Raw genomic sequence first — 18,625 nt, forward strand, 5'->3', positions numbered from 1 at the left:
GAGTGACAGGCACTCTATTATGGATACCTATCAAAGAAAAATCATTACGGCGTTGCTCATTGCCACTTTTTTGTCGGCGATTGAAGTTACTATTGTGAGTACGGCGATGCCGGTTATCGTCGATAGATTGGGAGGATTAGATCTCATTAGCTGGGTCTTTGCTATCTATCTGTTGACGTCAGCGGTTGCCACTCCGATTTTTGGGAAATTGGCGGATCTTTTCGGGAGAAAAGGGATATTTATGACAGGGGTTTCTCTGTTTTTATTAGGTTCGATTCTGTGTGGCCTTTCTCAGAATATGGAGCAGCTGATTATCTACCGGGCCATTCAAGGTGTGGGGGCAGGGGCGCTAATGCCTGTCACGTTCACGATCATCGGGGATGTATTCAGCTATGAGCAGCGTGCGAAGGTGTAAGGACTGATTAGCTCCATGTGGGGGATTGCCGGGATTTTTGGACCCTTAGTGGGAGGATTTTTGGTCGATTATCTAAGCTGGCATTGGATCTTTTTCATCAATATCCCTTTTGGGTTGATCTCGATGTTTCTGATCCATAGGAATTTCCAAGAGCAGGGGGAAAACCGGGAACGAAAGATCGACTATGGAGGTGCACTCACGTTCACCATAGGTACGACGGCCCTCCTCTTTGCTTTGCTGACTGGTAGTACGGAGATCCCGTGGAATTCCGTGACGATCTTTACGCTATTTGCCTTATCCGCTATTTTCCTTTTTTTATTTGTCCGCATTCAACTTAAGCATCCGGAGCCTATGCTGCCAATCGGTTTGCTCCGTATCCGGAGCCAGGCTGTTTCTAACCTTGCCAGCTTTTTTGTGAGTGGAATCCTTATTGGTTTGACGGCTTACCTTCCCTTATGGATTCAGGGAGTGTTGCAAATGGGGGCCACTTCTTCGGGACTCACGCTCACTCCGATGTCCATCGGATGGCCGATTGGTGCGATGCTCTGCGGTAGATGGATGGTTCGCTTGGGTTCGAGGACGCTTTCTCTTATGGGAATGTTTCTGATCACATTAGGCTCATTCGCTTTAACGATGATTCATCCGTCCACACCGAGTCTCCTTTTGGTTGTCATGATGTTAATCATTGGTTTCGGCTTTGGCTTGTCGATGACCGTCTTTATGGTTATCGTACAATCTAGCGTCGAATGGAACATGCGGGGAGTCGCTACTTCGACCAATACCTTTGTTAGAGTATTAGGCCAGACCCTAGGGATTGCCGTTTTAGGTACGGTTTTAAATCAGCATATCGGGAAGTATACCGAGTCTAAAATCCCTGTTCCTCCTGAGATACTGGCGAACGGACTACATAATGTATTTCTCATTCTTGCTGTTTTGGCCATTGCAGGCCTGATCGTCACGCTGTGGATTCCATCCCAGCAGGAGGAACTGAACCAGGAGAAAGCGTCGTAGAAGGTGAAATGCAAGAGGGGGTTCCATCTGAGGCTCGTGAATAGGTGTTGGGCAGTTATTCCATAATAAGATGGAAAAGGTATGGGAGGTGCGAATCGATGATTGAGCAATTAGAGAGCAATTATGACTGCGCAAATGCCAGTAAGGATCTGCCTGAGCTTCAGCACGAGCTGTCCAACTTAATGGCAAATGTCAGCGGGGAAGCGGATAAGGAAACGCAAGAGAGAATCAACCGTCTAGAGAACCAGATTGATTTTATTAAAAACAAGTGCAGAATTAGGCCAAATGATTGAGTAAAAATACCCCTTGCTTGGCAAAAGGGTCAGTCAATGCCTCTTTCTAAAAATTTAAATGTCAAAGAATACCCCCTCCGTAGTGACGAAGGGGGTATTCGTATTCCTATAAAATGGAGTAAGGCGGGGCTGGGACCATGCCATAAAAAAGAGTGCTTGCTTGTGTTGGTTTCGACAGAGCTGGCACTCCGAATTTTTACGGAAGTATACATTAGTGGCTGGCCATTGCCTTTTTTAGAAAGAAATCAAAGTGGGTCTGCTTGTGGTCCTTCCAGCCCAACAAAGCAAGTTTAAATATCGCAAGATTACTGAGTATTTTGCAGCAATATTAGAAGATGTCAGAGTGTAGAATAGTTTCTAGTTTGTAATGCGGCGGAATAAAAAAGCCAGCTATTTGCCTGTGTTAGGAGCCACCAGGTGCTGATTTATAGGGATTAATGGGTGCTCGACTATGCAGTGGGTTAGAGTTTAACCATGTTGTGTAATACTATAAACGCTCCTCGATCTTCTTTACAATAGGATTAACCCTGGTGGCCACTCAGACCGCCAATTGGTCTCGCGCGGAAGCCTTAGCTCTTGCGGAGAACTGGCTGCAAACCTTTCAATTAGATGCGATTGTTGCCCATAATGATGAAATGGCGCTAGGTGCATTAAAAGCGGTTGAGTCTCATGGCAAATTGGGTCAAATTCGAGTCATCGGGATCGATGCGATTCCAGATGCCTTAGATGCAGTCAAAAATGGAAAATTGGACGGCAGCCTTGGCCTGTTTGTCGCCTGGCAGCAGAATATGAAGAAGTCTATCAGCTATTGAGAGAGATTTTGCAAGAATTAGAGATGAGTCATTGCGAAGAAATGATATTTGGTAGAAATGCGGCTAGATTCTACAACCTTGCGATTGAAAAGAGAGGAGATCAAACAACCCATGTTAAATCATGAAATCTGAATCGGCTTCATCGGCTCGGGATTTTGGCACGCGTTCCACTGGAGAGTGGCTTGCTGACTGGAAAATTTCGCGCAGAAACACAATTTGAAAAAGACGATCATCGGAACTTTAATCGGAATGGTGAACAATTTAATGTTGGAGAAACGTTTGCAGGGCTAGATGTTAACCAGGGAGTAAGGTTAAGCAGACAACTGGAGTGGATTGCGGAAAGAAGGGGGAATATGACGCGGGGCGCTCTGCGGTGGATATTGGATCATGATTCAGTAACTACGGTCATCCCTGGATTTAAAACCACTCAGCAGGTGGCTGATAACCTGGCGGCATTGGAAGCTGCCTCCTTTAGTCCCAGTGAAATGGAGAAGCTTTCTTACTTTTATTGGAATTCGGTTCACGAACACATCCGGGGGGCTTATTAAATGACTGCGGAAGTAGAGGATAAATGCATCCGATGTGAGGAAGTCCTTGTGATTTGGGAAAGGAATCGCAGCGAATGTTGGAATTGCTCCAAGTTAGCGGTCGTTACCCATTATGATCCAGATGGTGAATAACATTGAAGGTAGGGAATTGGGGAGGGAAATACGTGAATACAGCCATACAGGGGAAAAACTATTTGAATTATATCAACGGAGAATGGGTTCAAGCATCCACCCATGAAGTAGATGCCAGTATGAATCCAGCGAATAGGAATGAGATCGTAGGCTATGTCCAGCGGTCAGGGAAACCCCTGCTAGCCTTAGTTACTTGTGTTTGGTCGACACCCCATTTTCACGACTTCCTTTCTGTATTTTACGTAAACAAGAAAGTGTTTTTTCGTAAATACAGCTTATTCCACCTCGAGTTGATTGACCAGGAACCTAAACAAGTGTTACAATTTCACTAAATTTACGTAAAAAAACGGTGTTAGGGGGGTATAGATGGCTACGATAAAGCAAATAGCAGAAGAAGTGGGCGTTTCAATTGCTACCGTTTCTCATGTGATTAATAAATCGAGGTATGTCAGTCCGGAACTGGTTGAAAGAATAGAAGAGGTAATTAAGAAAACGGGATATGATAAAAAAATAGGAAGTAAGAGCAGTAACTTGAAGATCGGGAAAAATTCCGAAATAGCCATCATTGTCCCGGATTTATGGGGAACCTTATATTCTAAGTTAGTGGCTAGCCTCTCTTCTTATCTAACCGAAAAAGGCTACAATCCGGTGGTGTACTTTCATAATGACAGTATCAGCCAAGAGAAGGATATTATCACCAATGTGCTTTCTAACAAACGGATTGCGGGATTAATCATAGTTCCTGTCAGTACGGATGATAAACCGTTTAAGAAGTTAATTCAACAACGCGTGCCTTTCGTATTTCTCAATCGAACGGTCAAAATTAAAGATGTTGCCTCCGTTCTGTCCGATAACGAAGGGGGAATCTTTAAGGGATGCGCGCACTTATTAAGATCGGGACATGAAGAAATCGTATTGATTATGGAAAGCGGGAACTTCTCCTCTTTAGAAGGCAAGATCAAAGGTTATCGTGAGGCTTTGGAATACTACAATATCCCCTTTAGGGATGAGTTCTTAGTGGAAGTAGATCAAAATAGCTTTGAGGATCTTGAGAAAAGAGTCAAAGAAGTTTGGAGCAAGTATAAACCCACTGCTTTTTTAGCCAGCGGAAATCGAATCACATTGAATCTATTAAAAGTGATGAATAAATTAAGTCTTGAGTGTCCATCAGATATATCCATCATTGGATTTGGGGATGAAGAATGGTCAGAAATCATCAATCCTCCATTAACGATGTTAAAACAAAATACAAAAGATATGGCCATCCAAGGTGTGGATCTGTTATTAAGGAAAATTGAAGATGACACGGTTTTTTCTCAAGAATTTAATATTCCGATGGAGCTATCGATACAAAAGTCAACGCAAGCCATTGGAAAAGGACCGTTTGGAGAAAAGACGGTTTCAGCGGAAGAGATCACGATTTCTAAAGCTGAGGCGGAGCAATTGGTCTCAGGCAATTACAAGGTCGCAATTTCTTTTCACTATGGCGGAACAGCGTGGGCGAGGCTGTATGAGAACGGGATTCGAAACACGCTGGATAAATACGGAATATCCATTGTTTCGATCACGAACGCGAATTTTGATCCGTTGTTACAAGTGGCGCAATTGGAAGGATTAAGGCTTCAACATCCTGATGCGATTATTGCTATTCCTGTAGATGATGAGATCACCGCAAAAAAATTCCAGAGCATTTCTGAAGAGATTAAATTAGTATTTATGAGCAATGTCCCTGAAGGAATGAGTATAGACCAATATTCTTGCTGTGTATCCGTAAATGAGCGAGAGAACGGCCAGAATGCAGCATTACTCTTGGGGAATTACTTTAAGAATGAACAAGATGTAAAAATAGGGTTTATTGGCCATGGTGCCCAGTTTTATGGAACGCATTTAAGAGACGCAGTGGCGAATGAAGTCATCAGGACGAATTTTCCTAATATTAATATCGTCAGTGAAAAATATTTCTACCAAATTGAGAACACGTATGAGGTATGTAAGGAAATGATCACCTCTAATCCTGAAATACGTGGATTATATATTTCTTGGGATCGACCGGCCCTTCAAGCTATAAAAGCGCTTAAGGAATTAGGCAGGGAAGATATCGCTGTCTTTACTTTTGATTTGGATTATGAAATTGCAACCTTTTTAGCTAAAGAGGAAATCGTGAAAGGAATATCCACTCAAAGACCTTATCAACAAGGTGTAGCCGTAGGATTAGCTACAGCAAAAGCGCTGCTGGGTAAGGACAGTTATAAATACATTGGGGTCCAACCCTATGTTGTAGAATCTAAAAATCTATTAAAAGCGTGGAAAGAAATTACCCTTGAACCGGCTCCTCCAGAAATAGAAGAATTAATGCTGAAGAAATTTACGTAAAAAGTAATAAAAATTAATATTTTATTTAAATTTAGTTAAAAGTATTGACGTAATAATTTTCTGTATGATATATTTTACGTAATAAAACATAAAAGCGTTTTAAATAAAACGCTTTTATGAGAAGTAAACTATGAAAGATTATATGAAACAATAAAATTTAACAAAATGGGGGCTATTATGAAGAAACATGTCGGAAAACTAGTTTTAGCTTTATCTATGGTTTTTGCTACAGCGCTTACAGGATGCAGTAATGGAGATAGTAATGCTTCTTCTACTCCTGCACCGGCTTCTACTGATTCTGGTAATAACGAAGTTTTAAGTTTTGCTTTCCTACCAAATACGCAAAATAATACCTTTCAAACAGCTATGACGGAAACTTACAAAAAACTAGCTCAGGAGAAAGGTTACAAGTTTACGATGTTAGATCCGGATTATGATCTAAATAAACAAATGAATCAAATGGCGGATGCGGCAAACCAAGGTTTCGATGCGGTGTTTGTCATCCCAGTTGACTCTGCTGGAATCCGTCAAGGGTTAGAACAGCTGAAGAGCAAAAACATTCCGGTATTTAATGTGGATACGGCAGTTATCGAAGAAGATCAAGAATTAGTGGAAAGTGTCATTGCGACCGATGCGTTTATGGCTGGTAAGCTCATGGGAGAGCAAATGGTGAAGGACTTCCCGGATGGTGGAAAAATTGCTATCTTAGACTTCCCTTCCAATGAAAGCTGTGTTCAACGCGTGGAAGGATTCTTGGCTGGTCTAGGTGAAAACAAATCTAAATTTGAAATCGTGGCCCAGCAAGATGGGAAAGCTGCGCTAGACGCTTCCCTGCCAATCGCTGAAGATATCATTCAGGCTAACCCTGGGATCAATGCTTTCTTTGCCATTAACGATCCTTCCGCATTAGGTGTTGCTGCAGCCATTGATGCAACGGGCAAAAAAGACATTAAAGTTTATTCCATTGATGCGTCTCCAGATGGAAAAGCAGCATTAGTGGATGGTTCCTTTACGGCCGTAGCGGCTCAAGTCCCTATTCAAATTGCAGAAGCTTCTTTCCAAGCAGCTGAAGATTTCTTAGCAGGAAAACAGGTGGAAAAGCAAATTCTATTGCCTTCCATTAATATAACGGTAGATATGGCAAAAGAAACAGCAGGTAAATGGCAGTAAGATCTTGAGGCTGCCGCCTGCATGGTTGGGCGGCAGCAAAATTTTTCTTAGCATTCGGAGGTGAACTTCATTGTCTGGAAACGTGATAGAGATGCGTTCCATTTCAAAAAGCTTCGGGCCAAACCGCGCTTTAAATGGAATCCATTTTAAACTGAAGTCTGGAGAGATTCATGCGCTGTTGGGCGAAAATGGTGCAGGAAAATCGACCTTAATCAAAGTATTGGGTGGTATCCATAAACCGGATGAAGGGGAAATCCTCATTGACGGGAAACGTGTAGATATTCAAGGCGTACAGGATGCCCAATCCCATGGGATTGGGGTCATTCACCAAGAAATCGTGCTTGTACCTTATCTAAGCGTAGCGGAGAATATTTTTTTAGGAAGAGAACCGGTAACGAGGTTTGGATTTAAAGATAAAAAGCAAATGAATTCTCGAGCTCAACAAATGGTGGAACAACTAGGGTTGAATATTGATGTAAACACGTTAGTCGGAGAATTGACGGTTGCCCAGCAACAATTAGTAGAAATCGTGAAAGCTATTTCGTTTAATGTGAAAATTTTGGTCATGGATGAACCCACATCCTCATTATCTGATGAAGAAGTCAATCACCTCTTTATTACTATGGAAAAATTGAAAAAAAATAATGTAAGCATTATTTATATATCACATAAATTTGAAGAGTTATTCAGAATCACGGAACGGATCACGGTGATTCGAGACGGTACTTATGTTGGAACCGTGAATACGAAAGAGACCCATCCGAATGAGCTGGTTTCGATGATGGTAGGAAGGGAATTAGATAACTTTTACACCAGAACGTATGCCCGCCAAGAGGAAGTCGTATTAAAGGTTGAAAATCTTTCGAAGGAAAATGTGTTTGAAGATATCAACTTTACGGTTCAAAAGGGTGAAATCCTCGGTTTCTCCGGTTTGATGGGAGCAGGAAGAAGTGAATTGATGCTATCCATCTTTGGGGCTGATCCCTACGATCAAGGAACCATTTATCTAAATGGTGAGGAGCTTAAGGTGAAAGAGTGCAGTGAAGCGATCAATAAAGGGATTGCGATGGTCCCGGAAGATCGCAAGGGTCAAGGGCTTGTCCTCATTAACTCCGTTGCTTTCAATATGACGTTGGCTGAGCTGAAGAATCTCATGAAAAATAAATGGCTTGTGAGCGAACAGAAAAGAAAAGATTTAATCGATAAATATGTGAAAGATTTACGCATCAAAACCGCTTCAAGTGACATTGAAGTGTCAAGCCTGTCGGGAGGTAATCAACAAAAAGTGGTTATTGCTAAATGGTTGGCTACCCAACCAAAATTATTAATTCTTGACGAACCAACAAGAGGTGTTGACGTAGGGGCAAAGGCTGAGATTTATTCTATCATCAACGAGTTGGCTAAAGAGGGTTTGGCCATTATCTTAGTATCTTCCGAACTCCCCGAAATCATCAATATGTGTGATTCAGTCTGTGTCATGAGGAACGGAAAAATAACTGCACAATTAGCGCAATCTGAATTGTCCCAAGAAAACATCATGCGCTATGCAACAGGAGGTTAAGGCGGCATATGACCAAAAAAATGGAGAACCCATTTAACGCTGTATCAACCATTATCAGAGGCAATATTGGAATTATTACGGTTTTATTAATCTTGTTTATTACTCTATCTTTTCTGTCCCCCGTATTTTTAACGTCGGACAATCTGATTACGGTTTTGCGACAAATATCCATTAACGTCTTTCTAGCTCTTGGCATGACCTTAGTTATTATTCTGGCAGGTATTGATCTCTCTGTGGGTGCGATCGTTGCCTTATCCGGTACGTTGACGGTAGGGTTAATCGTTACAACAGGGTTGCCTATCTTTCTTGCGATATTGATCGGTCTTTTGGTCGGAGTGGTGATCGGCTTTCTAAATGGAGTTATTATTAGTCAATTTAAATTACCGGCTTTTATCGTGACGTTAGCCACTTTGAATGTTGCATCCGGTGCTGCTTATATCTACAGTAACGGCCAATCCGTTCGGATTCGAGAAGAAGCCTACACCATGATTGGTACGGGTCAGCTTTTTGGATTTCTTCCACTGCCGGTGGTGTATATGTTTGTAGCGATCGCAATTGTCTCTATTCTATTAAATAAAACGAAGTTTGGAACGTATGTGTATGCAATCGGAGGAAACAGGGAAGCAGCCCGTCTTTCCGGAGTACCTACCAAAAAAGTTGAAATTGCTGTTTATACGCTTACGGGTTTTCTAGCAGCTTTTGCAGGGATTGTACTCTCGGCTCGAATGTATTCCGGTCAGCCTTCTGTAGGAGCGGGATATGAAATGGATGCTATCGCTGCTTGTGTACTGGGTGGGGTATCTATGGCGGGAGGTAGAGGAAGGATCAGCGGAACTGTATTTGGAGCCATGGTGATTGGAGTCATCAGTAATGGTCTAAATTTGCTTGGCGTAAGTTCCTTCTGGCAATTAGTTGTAAAAGGCTTGATCATCTTGGTGGCTATTTTGGTGGATGCCCAGAAAGGAAAAAAACTCAATTTTTCTTTTAAGTTAGCCAAATCGAAACAGCCTTCTAACCAGAATATTTAAAACAACATGAAATGAGGTAGTAAAATTGGAAAACGCAAAATATAAATTCCAGATCATGCTTAACAACCCAGATCAACTGCCTAGAAAAAAAGAACCGGTCATTACGAAGTTGAATTTTACCGATTACCGCGTTCACAAAGATAGTCTTGCCTTGTTTGATGACACCAATAACAGCATTCCTTTTCAAATCATAGATACTATCCTGGATGGTGACTACATTCAAGAAGCTTCCATTGTATACCTAGTTACGATGGATAACCTGGTAAGATCCTACTGGCTGTATGCAGATGAAAAACCCCTTGCACAAAAGGAAGAGTTTAAAGGGATAGAAAAGCTGGAAGTCACCCAAGCGGATGGGTTCAGAAGACTGGATACGGGTCACTATATCCTGGAGCTATGTTCTGGAACGGCGGATGGTACCTCTTATGGAAAATGGGGGATCCGCTATTTTGAGGCAAAAGAAGAAGGGAAAAATCTAATCAAGGATTATTCCAATGCCATCGGCGGATTTTACGGTCCATTCTTTACGCCTAAAAACGGGTTAATTAACCCTCCTGAACATACTACCGTGGATATCATCGTTGAAGAAGAAGGTCCGCTCTATTGCAGATATGTATTTAAGGGGACCGTGCCGGACGGATTAGATGAGAATCTGATGGGGAAAAACTTTTCCATCACATGGGAATTCTTCTACAACACTCCATGGTTTAGAAGAAAGTATGATGTAGATCCTTTCTCCACTACGGTCGATGGAATTCCTGTCGTCAACAAAATTACGGTTGGGGATGAATTCGAAAGCGGTCAAGGGGATCGAGTGTTCAACCGCTTTGCAAGCTATGGCGGTACCTATTACAGAGAAGGCGACTTATATGCGAACATTCTGTCTGAAGGAGTTCATAAGTTGCTGGAGCATGCCGATGAAATGGGCAATCCCAACGTAAAGAAATATAAAGATAGCATTGGTGAAGATATCAACAAGGTTTCTTGGGATTTCTTCTGGAGATTATTCTGTGTGAAAGAAGGAATTCTTACGCCAGATGAAATCAGAGAGCATATTTCTCATATTATTCCTGAGTCTCATAGCGTGGTTCACCAAAGCGAGCGAAACGAGAACGTATTGTTTGATCAATTCGTGGATGTGAATAGTGCACCAGAGCAAACGATTTTCCCTATGAGCGCGAATAAAACAGCGGAGTTAAATGATAGCACGGGCTATGCGATGGTATGGTACACCAGCGAAGTGGTTTCTCGTTATCAAATTGTGCAACGAAATGATTCCGGATGGGTAAACTGGGGAACGAACGGTGAAAATGAACATCCAGAGCTGCCGATTGGATCCACTATCTATACGGCATATGGCAAATTTGATAATTGGGAAGTTCAAGCCGACACCATGGAAAAAAATATTGATTCCAAGCAAGGTCTTGCTACCATTCTTAAATAATTAAGGGTTTAATCACAAGTGGTATGTAAGTACCACTTGTATTTTTTCGTAGGGGTGAATCGTGTATGAACAATACCAATGCGGTTGTATGTATCGGAGAGCTGTTGATCGATTTTTTTTGTACAGATATTGAAGTGGCTTTAGTAGAGGGATCCCATTTTTTAAAACAAGCAGGCGGAGCACCGGCCAACGTCTCGGCTGCTATCTCCAGGTTGGGTGGGAATTCCCTTTTTGCCGGGAAGGTCGGAGACGATCCTTTTGGTCATTTTTTGAAAAAAACTCTAGAGGCTGAAAAGGTAGACACCTCGATGCTCGTTCTCGATCCGCACTCCAGTACGACCTTAGCCTTTGTATCCCTGCAAGCGGATGGGGAGAGGGACTTTACGTTTCATCGAGGGGCTGATGGTTTACTCAAGCTGGACGAGTTGGATCTTCCTAAAATGATGAAGTCAAGGGTGATCCATTTTGGGTCAGCCACTGCTATGCTCGAAGGCTTTTCCCAAGAGACGTACTTTCAAGTGATGAAATTAGCGAAGGAAAATCACATCTTTATCTCCTTTGACCCGAACTACAGGGAGTTTCTTTGGAAAGGGAATATCGAGGGATTTGAGGAATTAGCCTTAAAGGCGTTGTCCTACGCTGATTTCGTCAAAGTCAGTGAAGAAGAACTGCAGTTGCTTACTGGTACAAAGAATCTGGAAGAGGGGGTTCAGATTCTTCACCAATATGGGGATGGGGCGAAATGGGTTTGCGTGACCCTCGGGAAAAATGGAACGTTTATCTCCAATGGTAAACAGATGGCCATTGTAGAGAGTATCCCAGTCAAAGCGATCGACGCCACAGGAGCTGGAGACGCTTTTGTAGGGGCTACCCTATTTCAGATCGCGCAATTAGAAAATCCTCTGCAGATGATCCATGAATTTGAAAAAATGAAGGAAGTGACTTCATTCTCCAATAAAGTGGGGGCACTGGTTTGTACCCAAATGGGAGCTATTTCCTCCCTGCCGACGTATGAATTAGTAGTTAGTCATGGTTAGGCTGAAACAAGGTAGGAATACAAAAGATTGAGTAACGCATACGGAAAATAATATCCTTTGGACTTAATCTTAATCGACAACCATCCAGTTTATACAAGATCCTTCGCGACAGAAGGGAGTCAATTTGTACTACGGGCAAGTGGAAGGTAATTAAAGAAGAAGACCCCTTCGCGATTTGAAGGGGTTTTTATTTTCTATACATAAAAAAGGTTGAATAAATTTTCTAAACAATGATATAATACAAAACAAAGAATACTTCTTGCTAAGACAACAATATTTATTGCCAAGCAGAAAGGGGGGTATTATGAGTAAGAATCTAAGTCTTTTTGAGAAGATTCAAGTTTCTATGCCTGCTATGAGTGACGCAAAGAAAGCCATTGCGAAGTATATACTGGAGAACTGGCAAGAGGTAGCTTTTTTGTCCGCTTCAAGACTAGCACGTCAGGTAGGAGTCAGTGAGTCTGTAGTCGTCAGGTTTTCACAGGACCTTGGGTATACGGGCTTTCCGGATCTACAAGGAAACTTGCAAATGATTCTTCGCAATCGCATGACTGGAATGTTTGGGCAAAACGGCGAAGATGCTCAGCTTGAACTGTTAGCGGATAAGCACTCGTCGGGTTCAGTACAAAGAGTGTTTGACTTAACTATTAAGAACTTGCAAACAACTCTGCACAGTAATAGCTTTGAGACCTTTATATCAGCAGTAAACCAAATTACGGAAGCAAGAAGAATTGCCATTATCGCAGGTCGAAACGCCATGGGGCCGGCTTTGACGCTCTCGATCCATCTCAACGAAATTTTTACAAATACGCAGTTGATTGGTTCTGGTCAAGACGATATGTTTGATCACCTAAGATCCCTAACAGAGCAAGATTTATTGATTACCATAGGTCTTCCGGGCTATAGCAGAAATACTGTAAGGGCCGTTGCTTACGCAGAAGAGAGGGGCATTAAACAAATTGCTATCACTGACTCTCTTTCCAGTCCGTTAGCACGTCCAAATTCCGTTGTGCTGTTGACCTCGTTTAAGTCATTAGCTTATGCAAGCTCTCATGTTTCTACGGTTTTTTTAATCGATACGCTTATTCACCTCATTACAATCAAGGACAAGGGACAGGTTTTAAAATCATTAGAAGAGCTAGCAGAAATTAATAAGCAATATGGTCTTTACGAGATTGAATAATGATACAGGAAAAAAAGGGGGAAAAAGAATGTTCAAGAAAAATAAGTGGGTTAAAAGTTCTGTTGCACTCATACTCTCCTCATCTATCCTCGTCGGCTGCGGAGGACAAAGTAACACAAGTACCAACCCCGAGCCAACTGCACCGACATCGGGGAAGGAATACGAGGGTCGTACCCTGACCATCGCTTCCTACGGTGGAGCATTGGATGAAGCCATGAAGAAATATGTGATTGATAAGTTCGAACAGGAAACTGGGGCCAAAGTGGTATTGGATCCTGCGTACCAGTATGCGAAGCTTCTTTCTGAACAAGGAAGCCCTAGTGTGGATTTGATTTATCTGGATGATGCTCGCGTAATTGAAGGAGGAAAAGTTGGCGTATTGGAACAGCTAGACTCCTCGAAAGTAAGCGAATGGAACAATCTATATCCACAAGCCGTGGATAAGGGGAACTTTGGGTTAGCTTGGGTGTTTGGATCCTACGGTATTGTTTACAACAAAGATCAGATCAAAGAAGCTCCAACCTCCTGGGCTGACCTGTGGAAGGAAGATTATAAAGGGAAGATTGCCGTAAATGATTTGGTCTCCAATGGGGGAGTGCAAGCTTTCGTTGCGGCGGGCAAATTGGATGGAGGGGACGATAAGAATCTTGAACCAGCCTTTGATCGTTTCAAGAAGCTAGCCCCGAATCTACTAACCGTTTCTGCTAGTACAGCGCAACTTACCGATATGCTGACTAGAGGAGACGTCTGGATTGCCCCATGGTGGGATGGCCGGGCGCTAAATTTAGAAGATAAAGTAAGTAACATTGGCTTTGTCCGCCCTGAAGAAGGTGCATACGCAACCATCGTTATGCTATCCATTCCTAAAAATGCACAAAATCAAGATATGGCCTATAAATTTTTAAACATGGCGTTAAACCCTGAGGCTCAAGTAGGTTTTTCCCAAGATATGTACTACGGCCCAACGAACAAAAACACTAAACTTCCTGAAGAGCTAGCACAGCGTGTCGTCTACGGGGAAGAAGAAATCGAAAAGCTTCAATTCGTAGATTGGGATCACATTGCTACCGTCCGCAGCCAGCTCATCGATCGTTGGAATCAAGAGATTGTTCCATTATTGAAATAATGTCGTGATTAATGGGCGGGGATACCTCGCCCGTTCTCATTGAGGGGGTGTAATTATGAATTCCGTCAGAACATGGTGGCTCATGATGCTGCCTGGATTGTTGCTGATGCTCCTATTATTTATCCTGCCAATGTTCATTTTGGTTCGATATAGTTTCTATCAGCATATTCCCGGTCAGTTTATGCAGCCTGCCTGGGTGTTGGATGCGTACACGAATTTTCTTACAAATGCCCACTATCGATCGATATTAATAGGATCCTTATGGCTTGGGATCAAAGTAGTTTTTTTCTGCATCCTACTGGGTTATCCAGTAGCTTACTTGCTCGTGAGGAAAAACTTTCCCTTCCGTCAGTTGGCCTCATCCCTTGTGGTTATACCTTTGCTTACCAGCCCAGTGGTAACGGCGTTCGGATGGGTGGTTATCGTAGCAGATTCCGGTTTACTAAATCAGATATTACTAGGATTGGGGCTAGTCGATTCGCCGCTCCGCCTCATGTTTAATGAAACAGGAGTTATGATTGCGTTGATTCAGAGCTCCTTACCCTTTATGATCCTGTCTGTCCGAGCGGCTTTAGGTGGACTAGATCGAAGTCTTGAAGAAGCAGCTGGCAGTCTGGGCGCATCACCATACCATACCTTTTTAAGGGTTACCCTTCCGTTGTCGCTCCCAGGGGTATTTGCTGGAAGTCTACTCGTATTCATAAGTACGATAAGTGCTTTTGTTACCCCCATTTTACTAGGGGGAGGGCGAATCCAGACGTTGGCTAGTCTAATCTATAGCGAAACGCTTGTGACCTTGAATTGGCCGATCGCTGCAGCCGCTTCGATAATCATGCTTGTCCTGACGATCATCCTATTATGGGGATACGGTCGACTAATGGAATCCAAATTTCTCGGAGGAGGAGGGCGAGCCTGATGCGTATCTTCCAAGGACTGTTTATTGCTGTAAACATCCTAATTTTTATTTATCTCATTGCGCCTATCGTAGTTTTAGTAGGAGCTGCATTCAATGCGGAAGCATATATGGCTTTTCCACCTAAATCCTTCTCGCTTCATTGGTTCCAAGTTGTGATGAATGATCCGGCCTTTATGAATGCCCTATGGGTTTCGATACAGCTTGGTATAGCTGCGAGTCTGCTGGCATTGATGATCGGAACGATGACAGCTTACGGGGTAGAACGTCTTCCTTCCCGCTGGAGAAACGGGATGAACGCCTTCTTAAACAGTCCGCTTCAGATTCCAACCATTGTGCTGGGGATTGCGTTGTTTCAGTTATTTAAAGGAATGGGCATCGCCTTGAGTTTCACTACTTTACTCTTGGGCCATATCATTTTATGCATGCCTTATGTCGTCCGTACGGTTGGAGCTTCTCTTTACCGCTTTGACCGTTCCGTCGAGGAAGCAGCTCTTACACTCGGGGCTTCTCCGCCTGTTGTTTTCTGGAAAATTACTTTGCCCTTATTGCGTCCTGCCTTGTTGGCATCCGCTATTTTCGGGTTTGTCGTTTCGTTCGGGAACTTGGCGATCTCGATGTTTCTGACCAGTTCTCGAATTACGACCCTGCCTATACAGATGTTTGGCTATGTGCAATTCAGTCCGGATCCGCGAATTGCGGCGATTTCCGTGGTCGTGATTTTTGTAACGGTATGCATTATGTATTTGACTGAAAAGCTCGTAGGATTGGATCGCATGTTTTAATAAAGGAGGTTTAAGTCATGGCCGATCTAGTAATCAAAGACCTATATAAACGATATAACGAAAACGAACCGCCAGTCGTTCGCGGAGTGTCTCTTGATTTGGAGGGAGGGGAGCTCGTTTCTTTCCTGGGGCCGAGTGGCTGCGGTAAAACGACGATTCTTCGCATGATCGCAGGATTACTCATGCCGGATCAGGGGTCAATCAGTATCCAAGGTAAAGAAGTCGCAAATTTGCCTGCATATAAGCGAGACATTGGAATGGTGTTTCAAAACTATGCCCTTTTCCCACATATGACCGTGGCGGAAAACGTAGCTTTTGGCTTGAAGATGCGCAAACAAAATGGCAATCGCTCGGAGATGAAAGATCAGGTTGCAAAGGCATTAGGGATGGTAAATATGAGCGCGTTTCATGAGCGTTATCCCAAACAGCTATCAGGCGGTCAACAGCAGCGTGTGGCCTTAGCACGTGCCCTTGTTCTCAAGCCAGCTGTTCTTCTGTTAGACGAACCCTTAAGTGCTTTAGATGCAAAATTGCGCCATGAGACCCGAGAAGAGATCCGAAGACTACAGCAGGAACTTGGATTGGCTACCGTGTTTGTGACCCATGATCAAGAGGAAGCGATGGCCGTTTCGGATAAAGTGGTGGTGCTTAGCCACGGCATTGTTCAGCAGTACGATGAACCGCAAAACATATTTGAAAGACCGGTAAATGAATTTGTTGCGCGGTTTATGGGTGTCCCCAATGTGTATCCCGTAGTGTCAGAAGAGAATGGAAGGTATGTGACCACAGATGGGTTACAGGTGTTGGCCGATAGGATATTAATGGGGATCTCTGCCATTGGGGTACGCCCCGAAAGAGTCCAAATCGTCTCGGGTTCGGCTACGCCTGAACAAACCAATAAATTCCAGGCCGTGATTAAGAAACGAAGTTATTCAGGAACCATGGTGAAATTCGAATTGCAAATGAAAAATGGATCACCCATCGTCTCGATGATCCCGAGCTACACCGAAGCAGCCAGATTAAAAGAAGGGGAAAATGTCTTTGTCTATTGGGCACCCAGCGACACCCTGCTTCTACTGCCAGAAAAAAAGAATGAAGGAGAGCTTTAAATGTTGTTAAAAAAAGAACAAATCCTATCAAAGATTAATGACCAGGAGTTAATTCAGCTGCTTCAGACGATGATTCAGCACAAGAGCTACAGTGGAAATGAGGGGGAGCTTTCCCAGTACTTGGCCGATTATATGAGGAAAATGGGATTGGAGGTTGAACTACAGGAAGTCGAGCCAGGTCGTTTCAACGTAATTGGTTTCCTTAAGGGGACCGGTGGAGGAGAAAGTGTCATGTACAATGGTCATATTGATACCAACCCAGTAGGACTTGGCTGGACAGTTGATCCTTTAGGCGGTGTAGTAGATGACGAGTGCATTTACGGTATTGGCGTCTCCAATATGAAAGCATCAGATGCTGCCTTTATCGCTGCGGTTCGGGGAGTAATTGAATCAGGGATCCAATTAAAGGGGGATGTTACTGTCGGGCTGGTCATTGGGGAACTACAAGGGGGAATCGGAACTCTCCATCTACTCGATTCAGGGATTCGTTCTGATTGGTTCATCAATGGCGAACCAACAGATCTATCGCTCATGACGCTTCATGCCGGTGCATTCGAGATTACCATCCATGTGTATGGAGTTAGTCGACACTTATCGAAGGCAGAAGAAGGGGTTAACGCGATTGAAAAAGGAACAAAGGTGATTGAGGCCTTGCGGAAGATGCGGTTTAGCGGGGCGAGCAAGCCCGAGTATGCGGGTCTTAACCGGTATAATATTGGGGTTATTAGGGGGGGGCTAGGAGAGGAATACCACGAATGGAGAGTTCCCCAGCTCCCGGATCTTTGCTCCATCAAGGTGGCACTTCGATACGCGCCAAGTCAGACCCCGGAGGGTATGATTGCCGACGTACAGCGCATGCTAGATCAATTGGCTGCTGAAGACCCTGAGTTTAAAGCGGAAATCGAAGTCGTAAAGACCAATATGCCGCACATGGGTCCCTTCGAAGTCGATCGCGATGAGCCAGTCGTCGAAACGTTAAAGTTAGCCCACATAGCGGTGACAGGAGAAGAACCAAGAATAGGGGACGTAGCTCCTTATAAATACTATGGAACGGATGCTGCTCATCTCCAGCGTGCAGGAATAAAAGGTATTATCTACGGATGTGGTGGAAAATATAATACGATGCCGGACGAAAGAGTGGAATTGAAAGATTTAAAGGTCGCTGCTAGAGTCTATGCTTTATCACTGTTCGAATTATGTAATAGGGAAAAAGAATAGTAGGAATGTGGGCCCTTGAGCAATAAGCTTATTTATCTGAAGCAGGGTATAGTGCTTAGGTGCTATCCTATCAAACAAAACTACTATATCCGGTTAATAGTGGAAGATGGGACAGAGGATATCATTGAAATAATAATGGCAGAAGTAATAACAGAACAAATTATAATGCGATCCCTTGATAAGATATTGCTTGTGTTACACCAAGATAATTTATTCATTCACAACTTGACTACGGGTAGAGAGAATTGTATACCTTACATTAGCTTTCGATTAACTCAAGGATCCATAGCTAACTAATTGGTGAAGAAAGGATTATCCGCATTCTTAACAAAACTCCATTTCTAAGCACCCGAGGGGGTGCTTTTTGTTTTTCAAGAGATCTAAACCAAGGCAAACACCCACCACTTAAGTAAAGGAGGGCACTGAAGAACTTGCGTTTTTAGAAATATAAGTTTGACCAAACAAAG

Annotated in this window: 16 protein-coding genes and 2 pseudogenes; all 18 read left to right on the forward strand. The window is 43.2% G+C overall.

Annotated elements, in window-relative coordinates; all coding sequences use genetic code 11:
- The first annotated feature begins 19 nt into the window (after positions 1-19).
- Positions 20-1,426 (forward strand): annotated as a pseudogene (locus EIZ58_RS30335) (MDR family MFS transporter).
- A gap of 98 nt (positions 1,427-1,524) precedes the next feature.
- On the forward strand, positions 1,525-1,719 hold the full coding sequence (locus tag EIZ58_RS30340) for a DUF2524 domain-containing protein (protein WP_134704734.1): 195 nt from the start codon (positions 1,525-1,527) through the stop codon (positions 1,717-1,719).
- Positions 1,720-2,249: 530 nt separating this feature from the next.
- Positions 2,250-2,531 carry a substrate-binding domain-containing protein gene (locus EIZ58_RS30345; protein ID WP_167578058.1) on the forward strand — a complete coding sequence of 94 codons (282 nt, stop codon included), beginning with the start codon at positions 2,250-2,252 and terminating at the stop codon, positions 2,529-2,531.
- A 146-nt stretch (positions 2,532-2,677) separates the two neighbouring features.
- Positions 2,678-3,079: pseudogene (locus EIZ58_RS30350) on the forward strand (aldo/keto reductase); the annotation flags it as partial.
- Positions 3,080-3,211: a hypothetical protein gene (locus tag EIZ58_RS34990; RefSeq protein ID WP_255438474.1), complete on the forward strand. Its 132-nt coding sequence runs from the start codon at positions 3,080-3,082 to the stop codon at positions 3,209-3,211. It begins immediately after the preceding pseudogene.
- Between the two features lie 32 nt (positions 3,212-3,243).
- Positions 3,244-3,543 carry a hypothetical protein gene (locus EIZ58_RS30355; protein WP_134704737.1) on the forward strand — a complete coding sequence of 100 codons (300 nt, stop codon included), beginning with the start codon at positions 3,244-3,246 and terminating at the stop codon, positions 3,541-3,543.
- Between the two features lie 34 nt (positions 3,544-3,577).
- Positions 3,578-5,584, forward strand: a complete 2,007-nt coding sequence (locus EIZ58_RS30360) for a LacI family DNA-binding transcriptional regulator (RefSeq protein ID WP_134704738.1) — start codon at positions 3,578-3,580, stop codon at positions 5,582-5,584.
- A gap of 177 nt (positions 5,585-5,761) precedes the next feature.
- Positions 5,762-6,754: a sugar ABC transporter substrate-binding protein gene (locus EIZ58_RS30365; RefSeq protein ID WP_134704739.1), complete on the forward strand. Its 993-nt coding sequence runs from the start codon at positions 5,762-5,764 to the stop codon at positions 6,752-6,754.
- A gap of 91 nt (positions 6,755-6,845) precedes the next feature.
- Positions 6,846-8,315, forward strand: coding sequence for a sugar ABC transporter ATP-binding protein (locus EIZ58_RS30370; RefSeq protein WP_205672423.1), 1,470 nt, complete (start codon positions 6,846-6,848; stop codon positions 8,313-8,315).
- An 8-nt stretch (positions 8,316-8,323) separates the two neighbouring features.
- The gene (locus tag EIZ58_RS30375; RefSeq protein ID WP_240689465.1) at positions 8,324-9,343 is read left to right on the forward strand and encodes an ABC transporter permease; all 1,020 of its coding nucleotides are present in this window, start codon (positions 8,324-8,326) and stop codon (positions 9,341-9,343) included.
- 25 nt (positions 9,344-9,368) lie between these two features.
- Positions 9,369-10,787, forward strand: a complete 1,419-nt coding sequence (locus EIZ58_RS30380) for a hypothetical protein (RefSeq protein ID WP_134704741.1) — start codon at positions 9,369-9,371, stop codon at positions 10,785-10,787.
- Between the two features lie 65 nt (positions 10,788-10,852).
- On the forward strand, positions 10,853-11,824 hold the full coding sequence (locus tag EIZ58_RS30385; protein WP_134704742.1) for a carbohydrate kinase family protein: 972 nt from the start codon (positions 10,853-10,855) through the stop codon (positions 11,822-11,824).
- 304 nt (positions 11,825-12,128) lie between these two features.
- Positions 12,129-13,007, forward strand: coding sequence for a MurR/RpiR family transcriptional regulator (locus EIZ58_RS30390; protein ID WP_134704743.1), 879 nt, complete (start codon positions 12,129-12,131; stop codon positions 13,005-13,007).
- Between the two features lie 28 nt (positions 13,008-13,035).
- Entirely contained in the window at positions 13,036-14,133 is a 1,098-nt protein-coding gene (locus EIZ58_RS30395; RefSeq protein ID WP_167578059.1) for an ABC transporter substrate-binding protein, read from the forward strand.
- Between the two features lie 55 nt (positions 14,134-14,188).
- Positions 14,189-15,049 (forward strand): ABC transporter permease, encoded by an 861-nt coding sequence (locus tag EIZ58_RS30400; protein WP_134704745.1) that lies wholly within the window; start codon positions 14,189-14,191, stop codon positions 15,047-15,049.
- Positions 15,049-15,831, forward strand: a complete 783-nt coding sequence (locus EIZ58_RS30405; RefSeq protein WP_167578060.1) for an ABC transporter permease — start codon at positions 15,049-15,051, stop codon at positions 15,829-15,831. Before EIZ58_RS30400 ends, EIZ58_RS30405 begins: the two co-directional genes overlap by 1 nt.
- Before the next feature lie 17 nt (positions 15,832-15,848).
- Positions 15,849-16,940: an ABC transporter ATP-binding protein gene (locus EIZ58_RS30410; RefSeq protein WP_134704747.1), complete on the forward strand. Its 1,092-nt coding sequence runs from the start codon at positions 15,849-15,851 to the stop codon at positions 16,938-16,940.
- Positions 16,941-18,158, forward strand: coding sequence for a M20 family metallopeptidase (locus tag EIZ58_RS30415; protein WP_134704748.1), 1,218 nt, complete (start codon positions 16,941-16,943; stop codon positions 18,156-18,158).
- The last annotated feature ends 467 nt before the right edge of the window (positions 18,159-18,625 follow it).

Source organism: Ammoniphilus sp. YIM 78166 (genome assembly GCF_004522215.1).
GTDB lineage: Bacteria > Bacillota > Bacilli > Aneurinibacillales > RAOX-1 > YIM-78166.